The 22,765-nt window shown below is 61.0% G+C and carries 21 protein-coding genes; 13 read left to right on the top strand and 8 right to left on the bottom strand.

All coding sequences use genetic code 11. From position 1 onward, the window contains the following. Positions 1 to 32: 32 nt before the first annotated feature. The 3 genes from ACILSO_RS21150 to ACILSO_RS21140 form a co-directional block, all read right to left on the bottom strand. The gene (locus ACILSO_RS21150; protein WP_395739444.1) at positions 33 to 740 is read right to left on the bottom strand and encodes a class I SAM-dependent methyltransferase; all 708 of its coding nucleotides are present in this window, start codon (positions 738 to 740) and stop codon (positions 33 to 35) included. After that, positions 737 to 2,044 (bottom strand): MFS transporter, encoded by a 1,308-nt coding sequence (locus ACILSO_RS21145; protein WP_395739443.1) that lies wholly within the window; start codon positions 2,042 to 2,044, stop codon positions 737 to 739. Before ACILSO_RS21145 ends, ACILSO_RS21150 begins: the two co-directional genes overlap by 4 nt. 82 nt (positions 2,045 to 2,126) lie before the next feature. Next, the gene (locus ACILSO_RS21140) at positions 2,127 to 2,372 is read right to left on the bottom strand and encodes a hypothetical protein (protein ID WP_395739442.1); all 246 of its coding nucleotides are present in this window, start codon (positions 2,370 to 2,372) and stop codon (positions 2,127 to 2,129) included. Between the two features lie 137 nt (positions 2,373 to 2,509). On the opposite strand from ACILSO_RS21140, the gene ACILSO_RS21135 reads away from it, so the two are divergent. The 5 genes from ACILSO_RS21135 (at position 2,510) to ACILSO_RS21115 (ending at position 7,992) form a co-directional block, all read left to right on the top strand. Then, on the top strand, positions 2,510 to 3,571 hold the full coding sequence (locus ACILSO_RS21135; RefSeq protein WP_395739441.1) for a hypothetical protein: 1,062 nt from the start codon (positions 2,510 to 2,512) through the stop codon (positions 3,569 to 3,571). A 164-nt stretch (positions 3,572 to 3,735) separates the two neighbouring features. Then, a complete protein-coding gene (gene plsX / locus ACILSO_RS21130) occupies positions 3,736 to 4,758 on the top strand; it encodes a phosphate acyltransferase PlsX (protein ID WP_395739440.1) in 1,023 nt (340 codons plus the stop codon). Further along, complete coding sequence (locus tag ACILSO_RS21125; RefSeq protein ID WP_395739439.1) at positions 4,745 to 5,761, top strand: beta-ketoacyl-ACP synthase III; 1,017 nt, start codon at positions 4,745 to 4,747, stop codon at positions 5,759 to 5,761. The genes plsX and ACILSO_RS21125 overlap by 14 nt, the downstream gene beginning before the upstream one ends. A 60-nt stretch (positions 5,762 to 5,821) precedes the next feature. Beyond that, a complete protein-coding gene (locus tag ACILSO_RS21120) occupies positions 5,822 to 7,300 on the top strand; it encodes a hypothetical protein (protein ID WP_395739438.1) in 1,479 nt (492 codons plus the stop codon). A 74-nt stretch (positions 7,301 to 7,374) separates the two neighbouring features. Beyond that, positions 7,375 to 7,992 (top strand): LON peptidase substrate-binding domain-containing protein, encoded by a 618-nt coding sequence (locus tag ACILSO_RS21115; protein ID WP_395739437.1) that lies wholly within the window; start codon positions 7,375 to 7,377, stop codon positions 7,990 to 7,992. Between the two features lie 95 nt (positions 7,993 to 8,087). Here the strand turns inward: ACILSO_RS21115 and ACILSO_RS21110 are convergent, their stop codons facing one another. Next, positions 8,088 to 8,891: a fumarylacetoacetate hydrolase family protein gene (locus tag ACILSO_RS21110; RefSeq protein ID WP_395739436.1), complete on the bottom strand. Its 804-nt coding sequence runs from the start codon at positions 8,889 to 8,891 to the stop codon at positions 8,088 to 8,090. 69 nt (positions 8,892 to 8,960) lie between these two features. Next, positions 8,961 to 9,731 (bottom strand): phosphoribosylformimino-5-aminoimidazole carboxamide ribotide isomerase, encoded by a 771-nt coding sequence (gene hisA, locus ACILSO_RS21105; protein ID WP_395739435.1) that lies wholly within the window; start codon positions 9,729 to 9,731, stop codon positions 8,961 to 8,963. A gap of 301 nt (positions 9,732 to 10,032) precedes the next feature. On the opposite strand from hisA, the gene leuA reads away from it, so the two are divergent. Both leuA and ACILSO_RS21095 read left to right on the top strand, forming a co-directional pair. Further along, positions 10,033 to 11,697 (top strand): 2-isopropylmalate synthase, encoded by a 1,665-nt coding sequence (leuA, locus tag ACILSO_RS21100; protein ID WP_395739434.1) that lies wholly within the window; start codon positions 10,033 to 10,035, stop codon positions 11,695 to 11,697. 127 nt (positions 11,698 to 11,824) lie between these two features. Continuing rightward, positions 11,825 to 12,418 (top strand): HAD family hydrolase, encoded by a 594-nt coding sequence (locus tag ACILSO_RS21095; protein WP_395739433.1) that lies wholly within the window; start codon positions 11,825 to 11,827, stop codon positions 12,416 to 12,418. 187 nt (positions 12,419 to 12,605) lie between these two features. Here ACILSO_RS21095 and ACILSO_RS21090 read toward each other — a convergent pair whose 3' ends face one another. Together ACILSO_RS21090 and rsmA are read right to left on the bottom strand one after the other, a co-directional pair. After that, positions 12,606 to 13,298 (bottom strand): transposase, encoded by a 693-nt coding sequence (locus ACILSO_RS21090; RefSeq protein WP_395739432.1) that lies wholly within the window; start codon positions 13,296 to 13,298, stop codon positions 12,606 to 12,608. An 81-nt stretch (positions 13,299 to 13,379) separates the two neighbouring features. Then, positions 13,380 to 14,729: a 16S rRNA (adenine(1518)-N(6)/adenine(1519)-N(6))-dimethyltransferase RsmA gene (rsmA, locus tag ACILSO_RS21085; protein WP_395739431.1), complete on the bottom strand. Its 1,350-nt coding sequence runs from the start codon at positions 14,727 to 14,729 to the stop codon at positions 13,380 to 13,382. A gap of 92 nt (positions 14,730 to 14,821) precedes the next feature. Here rsmA and panD point away from each other — a divergent pair, with 92 nt between their 5' ends. Further along, a complete protein-coding gene (panD, locus tag ACILSO_RS21080; protein ID WP_395739430.1) occupies positions 14,822 to 15,172 on the top strand; it encodes an aspartate 1-decarboxylase in 351 nt (116 codons plus the stop codon). Positions 15,173 to 15,175: 3 nt separating this feature from the next. Here panD and ACILSO_RS21075 read toward each other — a convergent pair whose 3' ends face one another. After that, positions 15,176 to 16,102 (bottom strand): hypothetical protein, encoded by a 927-nt coding sequence (locus tag ACILSO_RS21075; protein ID WP_395739429.1) that lies wholly within the window; start codon positions 16,100 to 16,102, stop codon positions 15,176 to 15,178. On the opposite strand from ACILSO_RS21075, the gene ACILSO_RS21070 reads away from it, so the two are divergent. From ACILSO_RS21070 to ACILSO_RS21050, 5 genes are all read left to right on the top strand, one after another. After that, the gene (locus ACILSO_RS21070; protein WP_395739428.1) at positions 16,101 to 19,145 is read left to right on the top strand and encodes a PVC-type heme-binding CxxCH protein; all 3,045 of its coding nucleotides are present in this window, start codon (positions 16,101 to 16,103) and stop codon (positions 19,143 to 19,145) included. The two genes, ACILSO_RS21075 and ACILSO_RS21070, sit on opposite strands and share 2 nt — an antisense overlap. Positions 19,146 to 19,211: 66 nt before the next feature. Beyond that, positions 19,212 to 20,126 (top strand): dihydrodipicolinate synthase family protein, encoded by a 915-nt coding sequence (locus ACILSO_RS21065; protein ID WP_395739427.1) that lies wholly within the window; start codon positions 19,212 to 19,214, stop codon positions 20,124 to 20,126. Positions 20,127 to 20,455: 329 nt separating this feature from the next. Beyond that, positions 20,456 to 21,349, top strand: coding sequence for a sugar phosphate isomerase/epimerase family protein (locus tag ACILSO_RS21060; RefSeq protein ID WP_395739426.1), 894 nt, complete (start codon positions 20,456 to 20,458; stop codon positions 21,347 to 21,349). A gap of 75 nt (positions 21,350 to 21,424) precedes the next feature. Next, a complete protein-coding gene (locus tag ACILSO_RS21055) occupies positions 21,425 to 22,222 on the top strand; it encodes a PIG-L deacetylase family protein (RefSeq protein ID WP_395739425.1) in 798 nt (265 codons plus the stop codon). 97 nt (positions 22,223 to 22,319) lie between these two features. Continuing rightward, positions 22,320 to 22,754 carry an NYN domain-containing protein gene (locus tag ACILSO_RS21050; protein ID WP_395739424.1) on the top strand — a complete coding sequence of 145 codons (435 nt, stop codon included), beginning with the start codon at positions 22,320 to 22,322 and terminating at the stop codon, positions 22,752 to 22,754. Positions 22,755 to 22,765: the final 11 nt, after the last annotated feature.

Genomic DNA, 22,765 nt, shown 5'->3' with positions numbered 1-22,765 from the left:
CCGGAGCAAACGAGGCGCGTTTACGGCGTCTTTCACACCGTGAACCGCAGAACGTAGTGCCGGTAGAACTGCCCGACGACCTCCGTCTGCGACAGCCCGGCCTGTTTCGCCATGCTGGTGAGGTCCGTCAGCGTCTCAGGAAAGTCGTACGCCTCCACATGCGCGCAGGCTTCAGCGAGCTGATCCGGGACCACCTCCGTCCACTGCGTGCGCATAAAGCCGAGGTAGCCGTCCATGTATTGCTCCCGCGTCTGGCCTTCCTCACGCAGCACATCCACCATGATCAAACTGCCTCCAGGAGCAAGTCGCTCGGCGCAGGCCGTGAGCAGGCGCTGCTTGCCCTCGGCATCCAGGTGGTGCACGGCGAAACCGGTGAAGATGATGTCAAAGGCCGTGTCCGCATTTTCCACCGCATGCAGCATGTCCTTGTGGTGCAGGCCGGCGTTGGCGATGCCTTTCAGATACCCCCGCGCCTCCTCCAGCGCCGAGGCGGAGAGGTCCACGCCGTCGTAAGTCTCCGGGGGAGCAGCCTGCAGGCAGGGCGCAAGGAAGCGCGCATTGCCGCAGCCGAGATCAAGAATGTGGTACGGCCCCTGCGCATGGCGCTGACGCAGCAGGTCAGCCACCTGCGCGTAGATTTCCCGGTGGAACATGTAGTTCTTCTCGGAGATCGTGTCGTAGAGCGTCCAGGCTTTGCGGAAAAGGGCGGTGTTGTCGTCTTGGGTGAGGGTTAGGCTCATGTAGTTTTGCGAGATTCAGGACCAAAGCGGCCGCAGAGCACCGCGACCGCGCTGAGCGCGACCATGGCGGCGATGCCATTGAGCGCCATGCTCATGTCGTAATGCTTTTTCAGATAGGCCACCATTTCCGGGCTCAGGTAGCCCGCGAGGTTGCCGAGGGAATTGATCAAGGCGATGCCCGCCGCCGCCGCAGTGCCAGACAGGATGGCCGTGGGCAGCGCCCAGAAGCAGGACGCAGCCGCCATCACTCCGGTGATGGCAAACGCCAGCGCCACCATCACCGCCACTGGCGGCATGCCCGGCAAGCCGCTCACCACAAAGGCCACCGCAGCCACCAGCGCGGAGAGGCCCACATGCCAGCGTCTCTCGCGGGTACGGTCCGAGTGCCGGCACACCAGCACCATGCCTATGGCGGCACAGCTCCACGGGATGGCGGAGTACAATCCCACGAGCCATTTGTCTTTCGTGAAGGTGTTTTCCACGATCTGCGGCAGCCAGAACGAAGCACCGTAGATGCCCACCACGATGCCAAAGTAGATGAGGCTGCACAGCCACACCTGCGGCGATTTGAAGGCGTCCCACGCGCTGTGGTTGGCATGCCCTTCCCCGGTCTTGGCCTGTTCATCGGCCTCCAGCCGCGCATGCAGCAGGGCCTTTTCTTCCGGGGTCAGCCATTTCGCCTGCGCCGGGCGGTCCGTCAGCAGAAACGGCACGCTGCAGCCGATCAGCACGCTCGGCAGGCCCTCGATGATGAAGAGCCACTGCCAGGCTTTGAGGCCATACCAGTTCGTGGCACGCTCCAGCAGCCAGCCGGACAGCGGGGAGCCAAACACACCCGCCAGAGCGATCGCCGTCATGAACAGCGCCACCATGCGCGCCCGGTGCTCGCGCGGAAACCAATAGGTCAGGTACAGGATGATCCCGGGAAAGAACCCCGCCTCCGCGATGCCCAGAATGAACCGCATGGTGTAAAACGCCGTCGGACTGGAGCAGTACGCCATGCCCGCTGAGACGAGTCCCCAGCCGATCATGATGCGCGCGATCCACAGCCGCGCGCCCACCCGGTGCAGCATGATGTTTCCCGGCACCTCAAACAGAAAATAGCCGACAAAAAAGATGCCCGACCCCGTGGCAAACACCGCGTCCGAAAACCACGGCTCCACCTTCATCCCCAGTTTGGCAAAGCCTACGTTCACCCGGTCCAGGTAGGCCAGGATGTAGCAGGCAAAGAGAAAGGGGATGAGCCTCCATGCCACCTTGCGATAGGTGGCGGCGGAAAAGGCCTCAGCGTCTGTTGGCGTCATGCGGCCCGCATGAGAGCATCAATCAGCCACCACGCCAGCATTCCTTGAAAACGCCGCCCGGAGTGCCGCGCAGCTCGTTTTTTTAGAACGGACGGGGCACGATGATGTGGCCGCCGCCGTGCGGGCGATACCAGACGCCGCGGTGGTTGTAATAACGGACGCCGCCATGGTAGTACGGACGTGCGCCCACGGGCACGACGACCGGGCGGACCACAGGGCCGCCGTAGACAGGACCGCGCACGACAGGCCGGCGGTAGCCAGGGGCAACGACGCACGAAGACACGGCCAGCAACACGACTGCAGATAGGAACAGGTGATTGAGTTTCATGGTTGGAGAAGGAGTGTTCGCATGTTTTGGCGGTTTCGCCGAAAAAAAATTCACGGTGGTTTGCTCGAAAGGGAGCGTTTTTCACTTTCGTTTACTGCCGCCCTTTTCAAAGTCCCGCTCCCCTACCCTAGACCTCCATGACCCCAGACGTAGCCAAAGCCCAGCTCGACAACCAAGTCCGCGAAATCATCAACTGGCATTTCTCCCCGGAGACCGGCTGCCCCTTCTGGCTCGACTGGGCGAAGAAGAATTTCGATCCCCGTGGCAAGGTGAACAGCTACGAGGACATCCTGGCAAACTTCCCACACTTTCAGGACGAATGGCTGCGCGACCAGCAGCCCGAGGTCTGGGTGCCCGCCGCTTTCAAGGGCAAGCCCTTCAACATCTTCGAAACCGGCGGCACCACCGGCATGCCCAAGCAGCGCATCGGCTGGAACGACTTCCGCGTCGACTACGAGGAGTTCAGCCACAAGCTCGACGACAAGCACTTCCCGCCAGGTGAATCCTGGATCATGGTCGGCCCCACAGGCCCCCGCCGCCTGCGCCTTGCTGTGGAGCATCTGGCCAACTACCGCGGCAGCTCCTGCTATTTCGTGGATCTCGACCCGCGCTTTGTGAAAAAGCTCATCTCCAACAAGCAGGGAGACGTGGCCCGCCAGTACATGGACCACGTGGTCGATCAGGCCGTGCTGCTGCTGAAAAACCGCAAGATTTCCGCCATCTTCACCACCCCGAAGCTCCTCGAAGCCCTCGCTGAAAAGGTGGACCTCTATGCCGCCGGCATCCGCGGCTGCTTCGTGGGCGGCACCACCATGACCCCGCAGTACGTGCGTTTCATCGTGGAAGAAGTGCTGGAAAACCGCATCGGCTTCTACCCCACCTACGGCAACACCCTCATGGGTCTGGCCGCCAGCGTCCCCCTCACGCCCGAGGACAACTTCTCCATCACCTACTACGCCCCACAGCCCCGCGCCGTGCTGCGTGTGGTCGATCCCAAGGAGACGGACAAGACCGTGGAGTACGACACCTGGGGCCGCGTGGAGCTGACCACCCTGACCAAGGAGTTCTTCATGCCTCGCTTCTTGGAGCGCGACGAAGCCATGCGCCGCAAGCCCCGTGCCCCCTACGCCTGGGACGGCGTGGCCGACGTGCGCCCCTTCGGTGCGATGGAGAAGACCATCGTGGAAGGCGTGTACTAATCGTCGGGCCACAACAGCCAGTTATTTCAGGCCGGGGGCGCAGCGATTGCGCCCCCGGTTTGTTTTTGCCCCCAGCCCCAAAAACTCCCGTTTGCATTCCCCGCTCCGCACGCTTTAGAACTTCCCTTCCCGATACTTTTGAAGACTCTCACGCAACCGCAGGAATGAAGATCGCACTGGATGTCATGGGGGGCGATTTTGCCCCGCAAAACCCCATCGCTGGCGTCAAACTCGCCCTCGAGTCGCTGCCTGCCATCACCAAGTTGTTTCTGGTGGGTGTGCCGGAGGCCATCGAAAAGGAGCTGCAGAAGCATGGCATCTCCAGCCCCAAGCTCGAAATCGTCCCCGCCAGCCAGGTGGTGGACATGGCTGACAGCGGGCTGGACGCCGTCCGCAAAAAGAAAGACAGCTCCATCAGCGTCGCCGTGGATCTCGTGAAGGCGGGCAAGGCGGACGCCGTCGTCAGCGCCGGCCACACCGGTGCCGCCGTCACCGCATCCCTCATCAAGATGCGCACGCTGAGCCATGTGGAGCGCCCCGCCATCGCCGCCATCATGCCCTCGCTGACCAAGCACTGGCTGCTCATCGATGCCGGTGCCAACCCCGACAGCGAGCCTGCGCATCTGGTGCAGAATGCCATCATGGGCAGCGCCTACGCACGCCACGTGCTGGGCCGTGAGAACCCCACCGTGGGCCTCATGTCCAACGGCACCGAAGAGGAAAAGGGCAACGCCCTCTGCAAAGAGACCAGCAAGCTCCTGCGCCACACCGCCGGCATCAACTTCCTGGGCAACGTGGAAGGCCATGACGTCTGGGAAACTCCGCCCGATGTCGTCGTGTGCGATGGCTTCACTGGAAACGTCATCTTGAAAAACGCCGAGGCGCTGGCCCACACCATTTTCAGCATGGTGAAGAGCGAAATTAAGAGCGGCTTCTGGACGAAGATCGGCGGCCTCCTGGCCAAGCCCGCCTTCAAGCGCGTGCACACCCGCACCAATCCCGACGAGGTCGGCGGCATGCCGCTGCTCGGCCTGCGCGGCATCACCATCATCGCCCATGGCAGCGCCTCTCCTTTTGCCATGAAAAACGCCATCCGGCAGGCCTGTGAGTCCATCCAGCATCAGCTGGGGCCGCACATCGAAGCCGCCGCAACCGCCCACTCCATTTCCCTCCATGCCCGCTCCTAGTTCCCAGCCCTTTTGCGCCTCCAGCATCATTGGCACCGGCAGTTACATGCCTGAAAAAGTGCTGACCAACGACGACCTTTCCAAGATGGTCGAAACCTCCGACGAGTGGATCACTTCCCGCACCGGCATCAAGGAGCGCCGCATCGCCGCAGCAGACCAGGCCACCAGCGATCTCGCCGCCGAGGCCGCCCGCCGCGCCATGGCAGACGCCGGAGTCTCCCCCGAGGAAATCCAGCTCATCATCGTGGCCACCGTCACGGCAGACATGTTCTTCCCCTCCACCGCATGCTTTGTACAGAAGAAGATCGGTGCCAGCAATGCCGTGTGCTTTGACATTTCCGCCGCCTGCTCAGGCTTCCTCTACGCGCTGCAGGTCGCGCGTCATTTCATCAACACTGGCAACCGCACCACCGCCCTGGTCATCGGCGCGGAAAAGCTCAGCAGCCTCATCAACTGGAAGGACCGCAACACCTGCGTGCTCTTTGGCGATGGCGCAGGCGCTGTGGTGATCCGCCGCGCGGATGAATCTGTGGAAGCTCCCGGGCGGGTGCTTTCCACTGTCATGGGCACGGACGGCACCCTGGCCGATGTGCTGAAAGTCCCCGGTGGTGGCTCCGCATGCCCGATCACGCCGGAAAACGTGGCCAGCTATCCGAACACCATCCACATGGAAGGCCGCGAGACCTTCAAGCACGCCGTGACCCGCATGCTGGAGGCCTCCCAGCAGGCGCTGGAAATCGCCGGACTCAGCGCCTCGGATGTGAGCCTCGTCATTCCGCATCAGGCCAATGCCCGCATCATCGGCGCCATCGCCGAACGCTTGAATCTGCCGCTGGACCGTGTGTTCATGAATCTGGACAAATACGGCAACACAAGCGCAGCCACCATCCCCGTGGCATTGGACGAAGCCAACAAGGCCGGCCGCCTCAAAAAGGGCGATGTGGTCCTGCTCGTGGCCTTCGGCGGCGGCTTCACCTGGGCCAGCTCCGTGGTGCGCTGGTAAATGGAATGGTGCCGCATGCTCCGCTGCAACATCCTTGCGACAGCGTCTGTATGACTGGGCATGCGCCGCGCTCTCCTGCCCTTCCTCGCCATTTGTCTCAGTGTCGCTTCTGGAGTTGAACCCATAGCCCTGGGCTCACGCCGTGAGCTGTTTGTGGACAAGCTTCTCATCGACCAGATGGAGGGTGCCACCCTGCGGCTGCACCACCCTGAGAGTGCGGGGGTGGCGGTGAAGTTTGACCAGCCTTGGGAGGGGCGGTTCAGTGCCTACATCACGGTCATCCACAACGATGAGTCAAAAAAATACCAGATGTACTACCGCGGCAATGCGGGGTTCAAAGACGGCACCAGCGGCGAAGTGACCTGCTACGCGGAGTCCGCCGATGGCAGGACCTGGGTGAAGCCGAAGCTGGGCCTGCACGAAGTGAATGGCAGCAAGGACAACAACGTCATGCTGGCCAATCTGGCGCCTTACACGCACAACTTTGCGCCCTTCATCGACAAACGACCCGGGGTGCCCAAGGAGCAGCGCTACAAGGCTCTGGCAGGTCTGGGCGGCAAGCACGGCGGCCTCAGCGCCTTCGTCTCGGCAGACGGGCTGCATTGGCAGAAGATGCAGGAAAATGCGGTCATCACCAAAGGGGCGTTTGATTCCCAGAACGTCTCCTTCTGGTCCGAGGCGGAGCAGTGCTACGTGGCCTACTTCCGCGTCTTCACCGGCGGCGGTGTGGACGAGAAAACCTGGAAGCCAAAGGGCGTGCGCTGGGTCAGCCGCGCCACCAGCAAAGACTTCCTCACCTGGACCGAAGCCGTGCAGATGACCTGCGACCAGCCGCTGGTGGACCACATCTACATCAGCCAGACCAATCCCTACTTCAACGCGCCGCACCTGTACATTTCCACCGCGGCCCGCTACATGCCCGGCAAGGCAGTGCTGGATGACGCGGCTAAGAAAGAACTGGCCGCAGACACCAAGGCCTACCCTGCCCTGATCAAAGACTGCTCCGAGGCTGTGCTGATGACCAGCCGTGCCGGCACCACCGCCTACAACCGCAGCTTCATGGAGGGCTTCGTCCGCCCCGGCCAGGACATGCACAACTGGACCAGCCGCAGCAACTACCCTGCCTGCGGCGTGGTGAGCACCGGCCCGGCGGAGATGTCCTTCTACGTCGAACGCTCCTACGGCCAGTCGGCGGCGTGGCTGGAGCGCCAGACGCTGAGAGTGGACGGCTTTGCCTCCCTGCATGCGGACTATGCGGAGGCGGCGATGATCACCAAGCCTTTCACCTTTACCGGCAAGGCCCTGCACCTGAACCTTTCCACCGGAGCCGCAGGTTCCGTAGCCGTGGAGATCCTCAACGCCGCTGGCAAGCCCCTGCCCGGCTTCACGCTGGCAGACTGCCAGGCAGTCTCCTACGACTCGCTCGACCGCGTCATTGGCTGGAAGGCTGGCAGCGATGTCTCCGCGCTGGCCGGAAAGCCCGTGCGCCTGCGCTGGGTGCTGCGGGACGCGGATGTGTTTTCCTTCCGCTTTGAATGATTCTGTGAAAATAGGGCAGGAAATCGCAGAACCATCCGTTTCCACGGCGCGTATCCCGTGCCATCAGACAACGCATGGACATCTTGTCGAAAACATTCTCTGCCAAAGGTTTTGTGCTGCCGCACAGCCTGCCGGTGATCGTGCTCGACGACTGCTACCATTTTCCCGGCTGCCATCTGCCACTGTTCATTTTTGAAGACCGCTACCGGCGCATGCTGGACTACGCGCTGCACACGGACCGCATGTTTTGTGTGGGCGTGTCCGACGGCGACGATGACGTGCTGCCCGTGACCACGGCGGGCCTGGTCCGGGCCTCGGTTAAAAACCCCGACGGCACCTCCCAGGTCATGCTCTATGGCGTCTGCCGCGTGCGCATCACCGGCTGGACGCAATTGAAGCCTTTCCGCATCGCGCAGGTGGAGCCCGTGCTCACCCAGCATGCTCCCATCCAGGTGCTGCGCATGCTGAAATCCCGCGCCCTCGATCTGCTGCCTGAGCCCACGGACGACAGCTGCACCAGCATGCAGCAGATGCGCCAGGAACTTGAAGAGATGGATGAAGCCGAAGCCGTGTGCGACATCATCGCCTTCCACTTCGTGCGCAAAAAAGCGGCTCTCCGCGTCCTCCTTGAAGAATGCTGCCCCAAGCGCCGCTACGAGAAGCTGATCAGCGAGCTGGAGAAGGCAAAGTAGTACTGAGCTTTAGCTCGGGTTTGGAAAAGTACTAGTGAGCTAAAGCTCACGAGTACTTTATTCCCAGAACGAGCTAAGGCTCTCGACTACTTTGCTCAGGCCTCGTTCCGCACCGGATTGGTCAGCGTGCCGATCTTCTCGATCTCCACGCTCACGGTGTCTCCGTCCTTCATGAAAACGGGTGGCGTGCGCGCCGCGCCGACGCCGTGGGGCGTGCCGGTGAGGATGACAGTGCCGGGCATGAGCGTGGTGCTGCCGCTGAGGAATTCAATGAGCGTCGGCACATCGAAAATCATGTCATTCGTATTCCAGTCCTGCATCGTCTCGCCATTGAGCACGGTCTTGATGGCGAGGGTGTTCGGATTGGGAAGCTCGTCCGCCGTGACCAGCACCGGGCCCAGCGGGCAGAAGGTGTCGAAGGACTTGCCGCGGCACCACTGGCCGCCACCGCCATGCTTCTGCCAGTCGCGCGCGCTCACGTCGTTGGCGCAGGTGTATCCCAGCACGTAGTTCAAAGCGTCCGCCTTGCTGACGTTCTTCGCGGTTTTACCAATGACGACGGCCAGCTCGGCTTCGTAGTCCACCTTGTCGCTCTTGAGCTTCGTCGGCAGCAGGATCGGCTCTCCGGGGTGCTGCACCACATTGGGCAGCTTCATAAACACCACCGGATGCTTTGGCAGCTCCGCCTTCGTCTCCTCCGCATGCTTTTTGTAGTTCAGCCCGATGCACACGATCGCAAACGGCTGCACCGGCGCGAGCAGCCTGGCCACCTCCGCCTTGCGATCCGTCACACGATGCGCGCCGTAGACGTCTCCCTCAATGACCAGCGCCGAACCGTCGGCCTGTTGCGCTGCGTGCGCGATGTTTCCCTGGGAGTCGGAGTAGCGGATGATTCTCATGGGCACTCATTAGACCGGACATTCCTGCCCGTCACCAGCGTTTTATCAATCGGGACAGGAATGCCCCGTTTACTGGCTGCGCCGATTCCACGCCACCAGTTCATCATACTTCGCGCCGCTGCCCCCGAAGAGATCCAGCGCGCTGCCCACGGTGCCGTCCACACGGCCGCGGCTGAGTTCATCGATGCGCTTCAAATCGTCCAGATGGCGGATGCCGCCCGCGTAGGTCATGGGAATGGGCGAGTGCTCGCCGAGGAAAGTCACGAGCGCTTCATCGATGCCCTCGCACTTCCCTTCCACATCCACGGCATGGATCAAAAACTCAGCGCAATGTCCCGCAAGGAAGCGCAGGGATTCTGGCGTGACCTCCAGTGTGGTCAGCGTCTGCCAGCGGTTCATTGCCACCGTCCAGCCTTTGGCGGTGGCCTTGCAGCTCAGGTCAATGACGAGCCGGTCCTTGCCTGCGGCAGCCACCATTTCATCCAGTTTCGCCTGACTGAAGGTGCAGTCGGCTTCAAAGAGATAGCTCGTCACGATCACATGGCTGGCTCCCGCTTCCAAATACTCCGCCGCATTGCTGCCACGGATGCCGCCGCCCACCTGCAAGCCGCCCGGAAATGCTGCCGTAGCCGACTTCGCCGCCGCTTCATTCCCCTTCCCCAGCAGGATGACATGACCGCCCGTCAAACCATCGCGCTTGTAGAGCTCGCCATACCACGCCGCATCGCGATCGCTCACAAAGTTCGTCTTCAGCCCGGTGCCATCATCTCGCAGCGACGAGCCGACGATCTGTTTTACGCGGCCGTCATGAAGGTCAATGCAGGGGCGGAATTGGGTCATGGTGAGGAGTGAAGGATCTTCCTCTTTCTCCTACTCTGACTCTTCCTCCCTTCAAGGTGGTATATCACCCAGAAGGGTCAGAATGCCCTCCCAGCCCCCTCTTGACTACTCCCCCATCTCTGCTTTCTTCCCAGCCCAATGACCACGCCAGCCACGGCTCTGCTCCTTCTCTCCCTGCGACTTACGCTAGGGTAGGCGGCCCGCGTTCCCTCGTCATGCTTCTTGCCGTCACGTCACGGCTGTTTCCTTTTTCATTCAGGCACCTCCTTGGTCCTACCCACTTCTGTTATTTCGTCTTCTCATGTTAAAAGATCCGTCTTCCAAATATCAGCCCTTTCCGCTGATCAACATCCCGAACCGTCAGTGGCCCTCCCGCCACCTGACTCACGCGCCCATCTGGTGCAGCGTGGACCTGCGCGATGGCAACCAGGCGCTCGCCGTGCCGATGAACGTCTCCCAAAAGCTGGAGATGTTTGATGCGCTGGTAAAATGCGGCTTCAAGGAAATCGAGGTCGGCTTTCCCTCCGCCTCCAACACCGAGTTCAGTTTCAACCGCCGTCTCATCGAAGAAAAGCGCATCCCCGAGGATGTCACCATCCAGTGCCTGGTGCAGGCGCGCGAGGACTTGATCGAAAAGACCGTGGAGAGCCTCATCGGTGCCAAGAAGGTGGTCATCCACATGTACAACTCCACTTCGCCCGCGCAGCGGAAGTATGTGTTTGGCAAGACCAAGGAAGAGATCATCGGTGTGGCCGTCAAAGGCGCGCAGATGATCAAGGAGCGCCTGCACCGCCTGACCGAAGGCGGCACGCATGTGACACTGCAGTACTCCCCGGAAAGCTTCAGCGCCACGGAAGTGGAGTTTGCCAAGGAGATCAGCGAGGCCGTGATGGACGTGTGGCAGCCCACACCGGAGCACAAGATGATTCTCAATCTGCCCGACACCGTGGAGGTGGCCATGCCGAACGTGTATGCCGACCAGATCGAGTGGATCTGCACGAACATCAAAAACCGCGAGAGCCTCATCATCAGCCTGCACACGCACAACGACCGCGGCACCGGCACCGCCGCCACGGAGCTGGGCCTGCTGGCCGGAGCCGACCGCGTGGAAGGCACGCTGTTTGGCAATGGCGAGCGCACCGGCAATCTGGACATCGTTCAGGTGGCCATGAATCTGTACATGCACGGCATCTCCCCCGGCCTGGACTTCAGCGACATGAGCGGCCTCATCAGCATGTACGAGCGCACCACCGGCATGACCGTGGCCCCGCGCCATCCGTATAGCGGAGAGCTCGTCTTCACCGCCTTCAGCGGCAGCCATCAGGATGCCATCAAGAAGGGCCTGGCGGGTTACGGAGAACACAAATCCATCTGGGATGTGCCTTATCTGACCATTGATCCCGAAGACATCGGCCGCGAGTACCGCGAGGTCATCCGGGTGAATTCGCAGAGCGGCAAGGGCGGCGTGGCTTACCTGCTGGAAAGCGAGTTTGGCATCGAACTGCCGAAGGACATGCAGCGCGAGTTTGGCCCGCTGGCCAACGACATCGTGGACAAGCTGGGCCGCGAAGTCACTGCCGCCGAGCTCAAGGACATGTTCTGGAAGGAATACATCGAGCGCGAGACTCCCTACGCGCTCCACCACTTCCATGCCGACGGTGTGGACGGCGTCTTCACCTGCCGCTGCAGCCTCGTCATCAACGGCAAAGAGCGCGGCGTCGCAGGCAGGGGCAACGGGCCCATCGCCGCCTTCGCCCAGGCCCTCATCCAGGAAGGCGGAGCCCCCGCCTTTGAAGTGGCCACCTACCGCGAGCAAAGCCTCAGCTCCGGCACCGAGGCCAGCGCCCTGTCCTTCATCCAGATCAAAACCGCCAATGGCAAGACGATCTGGGGCGCCGGCGTGGACACGAACATCGAACTGGCATCCATCAAAGCGGTGCTGAGCGCGGTGAATCGAGCGGCGTAAAGTAGTCGAGAGCTTTAGCTCGGTTTGGAGTCTGGGAGCTCGCGGAGCTTCCCAGAACGAGCTAAAGCTCAGTACTACTTTTGGTTGCCCGTCGCACTCAGTTGCGGTTTAAGAAAGCACGCGCCCCATGTCTCTGCAAATCCCTGACCACCCCTTTCAAGCCTACATCTTCGACTGCGACGGCACGCTCGTGGATTCCATGCCGCTGCACTACGTGGCCTGGACGGAGTCCTTGCAGCAGCACGACGCGCCGTTTGTTTTCACCGAGGCGGAATTCTACGCCAGCGCGGGTATGAAGGAGCAGGATGTGGTGAAGAAGCTCAACGCCCAGCACGGCACCAACCTGGACCCCGTGAGCGTGGACGAACTCAAGATGGAGCTATTTGCGAAACACATCCCCCAGGTGCAGGAGGTGAAGCCGGTGGCGGATTTTGCGCGTTCGCTTTTTGGCCGCTTCCCCATCGCCGTGGCCTCGGGCAGCGAGGAGAAAACCGTGCGCGGCTGCCTCACCGCCACAGGTTTGATCGACCTCTTCCCCATCATCATCACACCGAAGAAAGTGAAGCATGGCAAGCCCGCGCCGGACATGTTCCTCCTTGCCGCCGAACAGATGGGAATAGCGGCCAGTGAATGCCTGGTGCTGGAGGATGGCCAGAGCGGTATTGAAGCCGCGAAAGCCGCGGGGATGCAGTGGGTGTTTGTGCCGCCGGGTTTGAGGTAGAAAGTAGTCGAGAACTTTAGTTCGTTCTGGAGTTTGGGAGCTGACGGAGCTTTCCAGAACGAGCTGAAGCTCTGGACTACTTTGCTCCCCGCCAGAGCCAGAAGCGCTTTAAATGTGGTCGAGAACTTTAGTTCGTTCTGGAGTTTGGGAGCTGGCGGAGCTTTCCAGAACGAGCTGAAGCTCTGGACTACTTTGGTCCGCGCCGAAGCCCGAAGCGCTCCAAGACGACCTCGGCGCTCAGGCCAGTTTCGTTTCCTACGCCAAGTATGAAGCCGCTTTTCAAGCCCGCTTTGGTCGGATTCAGGGCGATGTAATGCCGGTAATGATCCATCTGAGCCTCACTGCGCACGATGTGATCAAAAAGCTCGTGCTGCCAAAGCTGCCCGGAAGTCTTTCGTGCTTTGTTGATCTCGCGGGCACTGGCGCCTTTCCAGCGCTGCACGATGCCGCCGAGTTGTCTGCCTTTGGCCGGTTGCACGAGTGCGTGCAAGTGATTGGGCATGATAACCCAGGCCTCGATGTGGTAGTCGGTGCCATGGCCCGAGATGAGCTTAGTTGAAAGGATCGCGGCATAACCCGGGTCAGCAAGCACGCATTCCCCATGGCCTGAATCCAGCAACTCGTGGAATCGTGCTGTAAACTCGCGGTGGTATGCGTGGCGCTGATCTTGAGGGAGTTGATCGAGCTGTTGTGCGGAGGCAATGCCACGTTCACCAAGCCATGCATCCCTCTTTGCACGCCATGCTGAAAGCACGTCTGCTGGCAGAGAATCCGCAAGTCGGGAGGTCACAAAATAGGTGGTGTCCCATTGCCGCCAATGGGGCAGGCTGCCGCGGTGTTTGTGCACCGTCCTGCTGGGATTGAACGGCTGAAAGGGCATGACTAAAGTAGTTTAGAGCTTTAGCTCGGGTTTGGAAATGGGTGTGTGGCGGAGCTTTCCAGAACGAGCTGAAGCTCTGGACTACTTTTCTTCCCTCCACGCCTTCCAGCAGGTCACGAAGCCTTTGGCGAAGTCCTGCGGCCTCGCATCGACCCAGGCGGTGATGTCTTCGGGTTTGAACCATTCGCCGGTGGCGATTTCTTCGGGGAGGCAGCGGATGGGGCCGTCGTGGTGGGCGAGGCGAAGCTCGACGAATTCGTGGTCGGTGTTGTCTCCGGCGGGGATTTGCGCGGCGAGTTCGGTGGACTCCACGTGGATGCCAATTTCTTCCCCTAGTTCGCGCACGGCGGCGCTGGCGTAGCCTTCTCCCGCATCGAGATGTCCGGCGGCGCTGCTGTCCCATTTCAGGGGTGAAACATCTTTCAGATGAGAGCGCTGCTGCAGGTATATCTGGCCGCGTTTGTTGATGACGAAGATGTGCACGGCGCGGTGCAGCAGCTTGCGCTTGTGCACTTCCCCGCGGGTGAGCTGACCGATGACTTCGTTGCTCTCATTCACCACGTCAAACATCTCGCTGGCCTTCTGGCCGGCATCGGCTTCGTGGCGCTGCTCGTAGTGACGGGCGATCTGAATCCACTGTGCCAGAGACAGCGCCTCTGCACGCACGGTGGGCGAGACATTGAGCGCCTGCACCAGAGAATCCCATCCGCCGGGCGTTTCGGGCAGGAGGTTCTTTAACTGTTTGCGCCGCTGGGAGAAGCCCATGCGGACGAGGCGGTCAAAGAGGCTGTGGTCAAACACCGGGAGCGTGGCGGGATCTCGCGGCGTGAGGCGGATGACCGCGCTGTCCACCTTGGGCTTGGGGTTGAAAACCTCCGGCGGCACGATGCGCAGCATCTCGACATTCCAGTCCTTCTGCACCAGCAGGCTCAGCGCGCCGTAGGAGTCGTCCTCGCAGGTGGCGGCCAGGCGGTCGCACACCTCCTTTTGCAGCATGAAGACGGCGCAGCCTACGGGAGAGGGCGGCGTGAGCCAGTGCTTCAAGATTTCTCCGCCGACGGAATAAGGCAGATTTCCAACAAGCTTCAGCGGGCCGTGGCGGAACCATGGGCGGAGATCGATGCGTGTGGCGTCATTGTGGATGACCTCCACATCGCCACGGCTGGCAAACTGGCTTTGCAGCTCCGGGCCGAGCTGGGCGTCTTTTTCGATGAGGATGAGCTTCTTGGGCCTGCCCACGAGGTGCTTGGTCAGCGCACCCATGCCGGGGCCGATTTCCACCACGAGATCCGCTCCGTCCGGCTGCACCTGGTCGGCAATCCAGCGGGAGATTTCCTCGTCCTGCAGGAAGTTCTGCCCCATGCTCTTGCGCGGGGTGAAATTCTGGCGGGCGGGCGGGGCTGCGGAGCTGCGTTGGTCGCGGTATCTCATTGGCAGCATCTGCCACGGATCTGCGCCTGCATCAATCCAATCATGGAGGCAGCCATTACTTGACCCCCGGCCCAGATGACGCACTCTGCCCAGTGCTCAGAACCCTCCTCAAATCCAAGCTCCACCGCGCCGTCATCACCGATGCCAACATCGCCTATGAAGGCAGCATCACCATCCCCACAGACCTCATGGAAAAAGCCGACCTGTGGAACGGCGAAAAAGTGCTGGTGACCTCGATCACCAACGGTGCCCGTTTGGAAACCTATGTCATTCCCGGCGTGCACGGCTCCGGCCAGATCGTCGTCAACGGCGCCGCAGCGCATCTCATCAACACCGGCCACCGCGTCACCATCATGGCCTGGGGCGAAAGCGAGAACCCGATCATTCCGAAACGCCTCCTTCTCAATGAGAAGAATGAGGTGGTGAATGACACGGTGCTGTGAGCTTTAAACACGCTCCAGAGTCTCGCGTAGCAGTCCCTGCGGCCGCATCGGAATAATGTCGATGGGGACGAGCAGCCCTTCGCTGAAAAGCACGTTGCTCTCCCCGACATCAAACAAGGCAAGATTTTGCTCGGCGTGATACCAGCGCGTGGGGTCGGCATAGATGTCGTCGCGCACCGGTTTGAAACCGAGCCCGCCCAGCCACTGGGAGATCTCTTTCCAGGTGGCGTTGCGGGCATCGTACCAAGGCTGCGAAGTGACGATGGAAAAGTGACCGTCGAGCAGCGAGAAGCCTTTAAGACTGTTGAGACCCGGATGCAGCGTGTTCAGAATCGTGAGACGCAAAAAATACTGGGCTGGAGTCGCAGGTCTCATCACCAAATACTCATCGAGCCGAGTGGAAACAACCACGGCGTCAATGAATGGCCAAAAGCCGAACTTGGCACCTTTGGTGGCCTTAAATGCCCCCTTTCCCGCAGTGCTCCCACCAAAAACAGCGTGCTCCATACGCCCGCTATTTCGTGCGCCCAGCGCCTCCGTTGAAATCCAAAGGTTGTCCCTGGTCGCCCAGTCTGAAAGGATGGAAATTTGCTGATCGCGAACTACGGCGTACCCTGCGGGCGTCCAAGGCTGCGGTTGATCTGCGCCACCTTCTCCTCCCAGGACATCAAGCGCTGCCTGGAGGCCAAAGCTGCTGCGGCTTCCCTCGTAATCCACGGCTTCACCGGCTGCGCTGCCTTCTGAGGCTTGGCGGCGGGTTTCAAAGGTGGAGTCTCCGGGCATGCAGGGACGGCTGCGGACATGCCCTAAAATAATGGCAACGCTGCTCACAGCAAATGCCTTTTGCTGCGCCTGCTCCATCACAAGAATACCACCATGGGCCACTTTCGGCTGTTCATGCTGGCGGAGGATTTCGTATGCTTTCGGCATGACTCGCCTCGCCCTTCTTCTGCCCTTCGCATTCTGCTCCGCGCTCCTCGCGCAGGCTGACGGTCTGAAATCCAAAACGACCTATGCGCAGGCCTATGGCAAGACCGTGGGTGGGGCGTCGATCGATCCCAGCAAGGACCTGCCGCGCTATCCTGCGGTGGAGCCGAAGGATGCCATCGGCACCTGGCAGGTGAAAAAAGGCTTCAAGCTCCAGCTCGCCGCCAACGAACCGCAGGTGCGCAGCCCCATCGCGGTCAGCTTTGATGAAAACGGCCGCATGTTCGTCTGCGAAATGATCGACTACAGCGAGATGCGCGATGTCACGCCGCATCTGGGCCGCATCTCCATGCTCGAGGACAAGGACGGCGACGGCCACTTTGAGACGAGCCAGGTCTTTGCCGAGGATCTCGCCTGGCCCACCGGCCTGATCTATGCCAGCGGTGGTGTGTTTGTCATTGCCACGCCTGACATCTGGTTTCTCAAAGATGCCGATGGTGATGGCAAAGCCGAGGTGAGGGAAAAGGTTTTCACCGGCTTCGGCACCGGCCTGAAGCTGCTGAATGTGCAGGGTCTCGCCAACAGCCCCATGTGGGGGCAGGACAACCGCATCCACATCCTCGCGGGTGGTGGAAACCGCGGCGTGGTCACCTGCCTCAAGCGGCCGGATGACAAAGGCGTGGAGCTGGGCGGCAAGGACTTCTGGTTTGATCCGCGCACGTTTGAGTTTGGCCTGGAAGGCGGCGGCGCGCAGTATGGCATGAGCTTTGACAACTACGGGCGCAAGTTTGGCTGCTCGAACAGCGACCACCTGCAGCACTGGGTTTACGATGACAGATACGCCGCTCGCAATCCCTACTACCCCATGCCTCCTGCCCGCCAGAGCATCGCTGCAGACGGCGGCGCGGCGGAGGTGTTTCGCATCAGCCCGGATGAACCCTGGCGCATCATCCGCACGCGCTGGCGCATCGCCGGTGTGGTGAAAGGCGGGGTGGAAGGCGGCGGCCGGGTGAGCGGCTACTTCACCGGAGCCACGGGCACCACCATTTTCCGTGGCGATGCCTACGGCGATGAATTCGTGAACAACAGCTTCACCGGAGATGCCGGCGGCCAGCTGGTGCACCGGAAAATCATCAAGCCCAGCGCGGACGGCATCAGCCTCGTGGGCGAGCGCCCGGCGGACGAGCACGGCTTTGAATTCGCGGCCAGCAAGGACACCTGGGTGCGGGTGGTCAACTTCGCCAATGCTCCCGACGGCTGCCTGCACATCTGCGACATGTACCGCGAGGTGATCGAGCACCCGTGGAGCATCCCCGATGAAATCAAAAAGTATATCGATCTCAACAACGGCAACGACCGCGGACGCATCTACCGCATCGTGCCGGAGAAAGGCGTGGAGCGCATCGGGCAGAAGGTGGCGCTGGCAAAAGCGAGCACGGAAGAACTGGTGAAAACACTGGGCCACCCGAACGGCTGGCACCGTGACACCGCGCAGCGATTGCTCTATGAGCGCAATGACAAAGCGGCCGTGCCGCTGCTGGAGAAGCTGCTGAGCGGAGACAATGCGCTGGCAAAGCTGCATGCGCTGGGAGCGCTGGAGGGCTTTGGCGTCGTTTCAAAAGACACCCTTCTTGCGCTGCTGGATGACAAAGATGCGCAGGTCAGGGAACGAGCCATCGTGACACTCGAAAAAGCGAAGCTGCGGACACCGCAGCTGACGAGCAAGGTGCTGGCGATGCTGAGGGATGATTCCGCTCGGGTGAGCTTTCAAGCCACGCTGTCACTGCCAGCGCTGTTCCCGCCGATCCTTGCCCCAAGCGAAGGCTTGGGAAGTGCGTGGGAGGGGAGCATCGGGCAAATTTGGGCAGGCCTGAAAAAGGACCTCTCCAGTCCGCGGGAGATCAGCGCCATTCTTTCCGCGCCGGGCGCATGCGACGCGCTGCTGCTTCATCACATCCTGCGCACCGAGACGGACAGGTCGCCGGACACGATCAAGCTGGTGGGACAGCTTCTTGAGACCGTGGCTAAAAATCCGCAGGACCGCACCGACAATCAGTGGGTCAAACACCTGACCACCGACTGGCAGGACACCAGCCTCATTCAGTCCTATCTGGCCGGTGTGCGTCGCGCAGGCCTTAAACTTTCCCAGGTGGATCCCAAAGACCAGTTCGCGGTCGTATTCAGCAAGGCCACCACCACTGCGCCAGACAGCAGGGCCGCACCCGCTGCTAGACTTGAAGCCATCGAACTCCTCGGCCTCACTTCATCCAAGGATGCCACCGCCGCTCTGACGCAATGTCTTGCCAAAGGCCAGCCCGACAGCATCCAGGCAGCCGCCATCCGCACGCTGGCGCAGTCCAGCTCTGCTGAAGTGACCCAGGCCTTGCTGGCCGAATGGCTAGGCTACGGACCTAAAGCGAAGGAAGCGGCGATGGAGGCACTGCTGGCACGCGAAGACCGGACTCTGGCCCTGCTGGAATCTGGGGCGGTCAAGCCCGAGGCCTTTTCGGCATCGCAGGTGCAGGGGCTGATTAATCATAAATCTGCCAAAGTGGCTCAGTCCGCCAGGACGGCGCTGGCATCTGTGATCCCGCCTTCACGCGAGGCCGTCACCGCCAAGTTCAAGCCCGCCATCGCCGCCAAAGGAGACGCCACAAAGGGGCAGCTGCAGTACCTGGCGCGCTGCGTGGCCTGTCACCGTGCAGGCAGCACAGGCATGCAGGTGGGGCCGGATTTGATCACCGTCAAGACGAAGGGGCGCGATGCTTTGCTGACGGCCATCTTGGAGCCGCACAAGGAAGTGGCGCCACAGTTCATCGCCTACACGGTGGTGACCAAGGACGGCCAGACTCTCGCAGGCATCATCACTAACGACACCGCGTCCAGCATGACCTTGAAGATGATGGGCGGCATAGAGAAAACGCTGCAACGTTCCGAAATCAAAGGCAGCACCTCCACAGGTCAAAGCCTCATGCCAGAGGGGTTGGAAACCGGCATGAGCGTGCAGGACATGGCGGATTTGCTTAGCTTTATTGAGGGACAGTGATCCCCCCTTATTGAGGAATTGTTTTTCCTTTGCAGCGGGCGTTCTCTGCGCTCACATGACAGCTCCATGAAGACCACCCCTGTCACCTTTGAAGATCTGCAGTCCTCCGTCATTGCCGTACCTCCGCTGTGCCGGAACAAGGATCTGTCTCTGGCCAAGTCGCAAAACAGCCGGCTGATCAAGCACATGTACAAGGGCGGCATCCGCACCCTGCTTTACGGAGGCAATGCCAATCTCTACAACATCGCCCCCAGCGAATACCATGCGCTGCTGAAGATGCTGGTGGACGTTTCTCCCGATGACATGTGGGTGGTGCCCTCCGTGGGCCCCATGTACGGCACGGCGATGGACCAGGCCAAGATCCTCAGCGAGTTCGCCTTCCCCACCGCGATGCTGCTTCCGACGCTGTTCCCCTCGAAGCCCGCAGGCGTGGCCACGGCGATCCGCCATTTCGTGGAAAAGTCCGGCATCAAGGCCGTGCTCTACATCAAGGACGGCGCCTACATCACCCCTGAGATCGCGGCCGAGCTGGTGAATGACGGCCTGATTTCCTGGATCAAATACGCCATCGTCGAGCCAGATCCGAAGAAGGATCCCTATTTGAAGAAGCTCATCAAGCTGGTGGATCCCAAGATGATTGTCAGCGGCATCGGCGAGCAGCCGGCCATCGTCCACCTGCGCGACTTCGGCGTGACCGGCTTCACCGCAGGCTGCGTGTGCATCGCCCCTTCCCGCTCCACCGCCATGCTGCAGGCCATTTTGAACAAGGACTGGGCCGCCGCCGAGAAGATTCGCGCGGAATTCGTGGCTCTGGAAGACCTGCGCAATGCCCACAGCCCCATCCTCGTGCTGCACCATGCCGTCGAACTTGCCGGCGTGGCCCAGACCGGCCCCGTGCTGCCGCTGCTGACCGAGCTTCCAGCGAACGTGCTGACGAAGGTCGAGAAGGCGGCCAAGGCGCTGCTGGCGAAGAATGGCTGAAACGGAAGTTTGCCATAGCTCGCGGTTGTTTGCAGTGGTTGGCGGTGGCTTCCGTGCCAGCGCCACTCCTCGCACGACATGGCCGGAGTGACGCCATGAGTCCTCCCGACGCTGCCTGGGATTGTAAACTGAGAACTGGGAACTGAAAATTGCAGACTGGATGGGCGCGATCCCGTCTTGGCAATTTTCAATTCTCCGTTTTCAGTTCTCAGTTTACAATGATGCCGGCGCGCTTCTAAGGGAGGCAGGCGTTAGTCCCTGCTGAATGCTTTGTTTCAGAAGCAATGGTTTGTGACAACTCACGCCACATCCGTGCGTATTCTCCCGCCATGACCTCCCGCCGTCACTTCATCCAGTCGCTTTCATCCACCGCGCTCCTCGCCTCCACCGGTGTCCTCCCTGCCCAAGATGCCGCCAAGCCTGCACGCAAGCTGCGCAAAGCCATCATGGGTGGCACATTGGGCATCAAGGGCACGCTGATCGAGAGGTACAAGGCTGCCAAGGAAGCAGGCTACGAAGGCGTGGAGCCAAGTGGCGGAATGAACAACCAGGAAGTCATCGACGCCCTGGGCCAGTCGGGCCTGCAGGCGGCCAGCGTGTGCTGCCACACGCACTGGAAGCAGACACTGACGCATGATGACCCGAAGGTTCGCGAGGAGGGGCTGCAAGGCGTGCTGACCACGCTGCGCGATGCCAAGGCCTACGGCGCAGACTCCATTCTCGTGGTGCCCGGTGTGGTGAGCGAGACGGTGCCGTATGATGTGGCCTGGGAGCGGAGCATCACGGAGATCAAGAAGGCCGTGCCGCTGGCCAAGGAACTCGGCGTGAAGATTTCCATCGAGAACGTCTGGAACAACTTCATCCTCAGCCCGCTGGAGGCGGTGCGCTATCTCGATGAAGTGGGCGATCCCATCGTGGGCTGGCATTTCGACATCGGCAATGTGCTGCGCTACGGCTGGCCGGAGCAGTGGATCAAGGTGCTGGGCAAGCGCATCAACCGCATCCACGTCAAAGAATACAGCACCAAGAAGATGAAGGACGAAGGCGTGTGGAAGGGCTTTGACTGCGACCTCACCGAAGGCGACAACAACTGGCCCGCCATCATGAAAGCGCTTGATGCCGCAGGCTACAGCGGCTGGGCCATCAGTGAGCAGCGCGGCGGCATCAACCCCAACGGCCTCAAAATGCTGACGGAGCGGATGGACAAGATCTTTGCGATGTGATCCGGACATAGATCATTCGTTCATGCATCGCGCCTGCGCCTCCAGAACGAGCTAAAGCTCTGAACTACTTTCTCCATGCCCTCCGCCCTCGCCATCTTCGCCCATCCTGACGACATTGAATTCGTCGCCGCCGGAACTCTGCTTCTGCTCAAGGAGCGCGGCTGGGACATTCATTACATCAATCTATGCACGGGAAATGGCGGCTCAGTGCAGATGGACGGGGCTACGACGACGCAGAAGCGTCTGGAAGAAGCCCAGGAGGCGGCGCGCATCCTGGGAGCCACGTTTTACCCGACGATCTGCGATGACCTGGAGCTGACGTATTCCGTGCCGTATCTGCGCAAGGTGGCGGCCGTGGTGCGCATGGCGCAGCCGAGCATCGTGCTTACGCATGCACCGGCGGACTACATGGAGGACCACATGCAGGCCTGCCGGCTGGCGGTGACGGCTGCTTTCTCCCACTGCATCCCCAATTTCCAGACCGACCCGCACCTCCCCTCCTATTCCCATGACGTGACCGTTTACCACGCCATGCCGCATGGGCAGTGCGATCCGCTGCGCCAGAAGCTGCAGGCCGGACAATACGTGGACACCACCACCGTGCATGCGCGCAAACGAGAGGCGCTGGCCGCGCACGAAAGCCAGAAGCACTGGCTGGATGTGAGCCAGGGCATGGACTCCTACCTGATCAGCATGGATGAGTCCGCACGGGCCATGGGAAGGCTTTCAGGCAAATTTGAATACGCCGAAGGCTGGCGCAGACACCTGCACCTGGGGTTCAGCTCCAAGGAAATCGACCCGCTCAAAGAGGCGCTCGGGGACTTGTGTCTCATCAATGAAGAGTACGAAAAGGCCAAGGCGGTGCCGGTTTAAATAAAGTACTAGCGAGCTTTAGCTCGCTCTGGAAGATGCGAAGCTTTCCAAAGCGGGCTAAAGCCCGCGAGTACCTTGGCATCTGAAACTCGGTCCCATGCCCGCCCCGCTGACCTACCTTCTTGTTGACGGGCATAATGTCATTCACGCGTGGCCGGAGCTGAAGAAGGAGCATCGTGTCGCATCGCGCAGGCATCTGGCGCGGACGGAGCTGCTCAAGCGCCTGCGCAATCTGCAGGACATGAGCGGCATGCAGGTGGTGGTGGTTTTTGACGGTGCGAAACAAGGCACCAACGAGGAACGCGAGCCGCAGGGACTGCAGATCATTTACGCCGACCCCGGCACCACGGCGGACACCATCATCGAACGTCTCGTGGCCAAATACATCCAGGACCGCCCCATGCGCGTGGTCTCCGCCGATGGCATGGTGCGTGAAACGATTTTGTCACTTGGCGCGGACTGGGTGAGCCCGGAAATCCTGCGCAGCCTGTGCGACGGCGCTGAAACCAGCATGCGCGCCCGCCTTGCCTGATTCCGATTCAC

The organism is Prosthecobacter sp., from assembly GCF_044226605.1.
Lineage (GTDB): Bacteria > Verrucomicrobiota > Verrucomicrobiia > Verrucomicrobiales > Verrucomicrobiaceae > Prosthecobacter.
Note: the sequence above shows the minus strand (reverse complement) of the source record. Positions and strands in the feature narration are given on the sequence as shown.

What these genes read in the sequence shown, in the direction of transcription:
- ACILSO_RS21140 (WP_395739442.1), bottom strand. Translation starts at nt 2,372, where the DNA reads ATGAAACTCAATCACCTGTTCCTATCTGCAGTCGTGTTGCTGGCCGTG.
- plsX (WP_395739440.1), top strand. Translation starts at nt 3,736, where the DNA reads ATGAAGATCGCACTGGATGTCATGGGGGGCGATTTTGCCCCGCAAAAC.
- ACILSO_RS21070 (WP_395739428.1), top strand. Translation starts at nt 16,101, where the DNA reads ATGACTCGCCTCGCCCTTCTTCTGCCCTTCGCATTCTGCTCCGCGCTC.
- ACILSO_RS21125 (WP_395739439.1), top strand. Translation starts at nt 4,745, where the DNA reads ATGCCCGCTCCTAGTTCCCAGCCCTTTTGCGCCTCCAGCATCATTGGC.
- rsmA (WP_395739431.1), bottom strand. Translation starts at nt 14,729, where the DNA reads ATGAGATACCGCGACCAACGCAGCTCCGCAGCCCCGCCCGCCCGCCAG.
- leuA (WP_395739434.1), top strand. Translation starts at nt 10,033, where the DNA reads ATGTTAAAAGATCCGTCTTCCAAATATCAGCCCTTTCCGCTGATCAAC.
- ACILSO_RS21150 (WP_395739444.1), bottom strand. Translation starts at nt 740, where the DNA reads ATGAGCCTAACCCTCACCCAAGACGACAACACCGCCCTTTTCCGCAAA.
- ACILSO_RS21115 (WP_395739437.1), top strand. Translation starts at nt 7,375, where the DNA reads ATGGACATCTTGTCGAAAACATTCTCTGCCAAAGGTTTTGTGCTGCCG.
- ACILSO_RS21145 (WP_395739443.1), bottom strand. Translation starts at nt 2,044, where the DNA reads ATGACGCCAACAGACGCTGAGGCCTTTTCCGCCGCCACCTATCGCAAG.
- ACILSO_RS21095 (WP_395739433.1), top strand. Translation starts at nt 11,825, where the DNA reads ATGTCTCTGCAAATCCCTGACCACCCCTTTCAAGCCTACATCTTCGAC.
- ACILSO_RS21120 (WP_395739438.1), top strand. Translation starts at nt 5,822, where the DNA reads ATGCGCCGCGCTCTCCTGCCCTTCCTCGCCATTTGTCTCAGTGTCGCT.
- ACILSO_RS21065 (WP_395739427.1), top strand. Translation starts at nt 19,212, where the DNA reads ATGAAGACCACCCCTGTCACCTTTGAAGATCTGCAGTCCTCCGTCATT.
- ACILSO_RS21060 (WP_395739426.1), top strand. Translation starts at nt 20,456, where the DNA reads ATGACCTCCCGCCGTCACTTCATCCAGTCGCTTTCATCCACCGCGCTC.
- hisA (WP_395739435.1), bottom strand. Translation starts at nt 9,731, where the DNA reads ATGACCCAATTCCGCCCCTGCATTGACCTTCATGACGGCCGCGTAAAA.
- ACILSO_RS21110 (WP_395739436.1), bottom strand. Translation starts at nt 8,891, where the DNA reads ATGAGAATCATCCGCTACTCCGACTCCCAGGGAAACATCGCGCACGCA.
- ACILSO_RS21135 (WP_395739441.1), top strand. Translation starts at nt 2,510, where the DNA reads ATGACCCCAGACGTAGCCAAAGCCCAGCTCGACAACCAAGTCCGCGAA.
- ACILSO_RS21050 (WP_395739424.1), top strand. Translation starts at nt 22,320, where the DNA reads ATGCCCGCCCCGCTGACCTACCTTCTTGTTGACGGGCATAATGTCATT.
- ACILSO_RS21075 (WP_395739429.1), bottom strand. Translation starts at nt 16,102, where the DNA reads ATGCCGAAAGCATACGAAATCCTCCGCCAGCATGAACAGCCGAAAGTG.
- ACILSO_RS21055 (WP_395739425.1), top strand. Translation starts at nt 21,425, where the DNA reads ATGCCCTCCGCCCTCGCCATCTTCGCCCATCCTGACGACATTGAATTC.
- ACILSO_RS21090 (WP_395739432.1), bottom strand. Translation starts at nt 13,298, where the DNA reads ATGCCCTTTCAGCCGTTCAATCCCAGCAGGACGGTGCACAAACACCGC.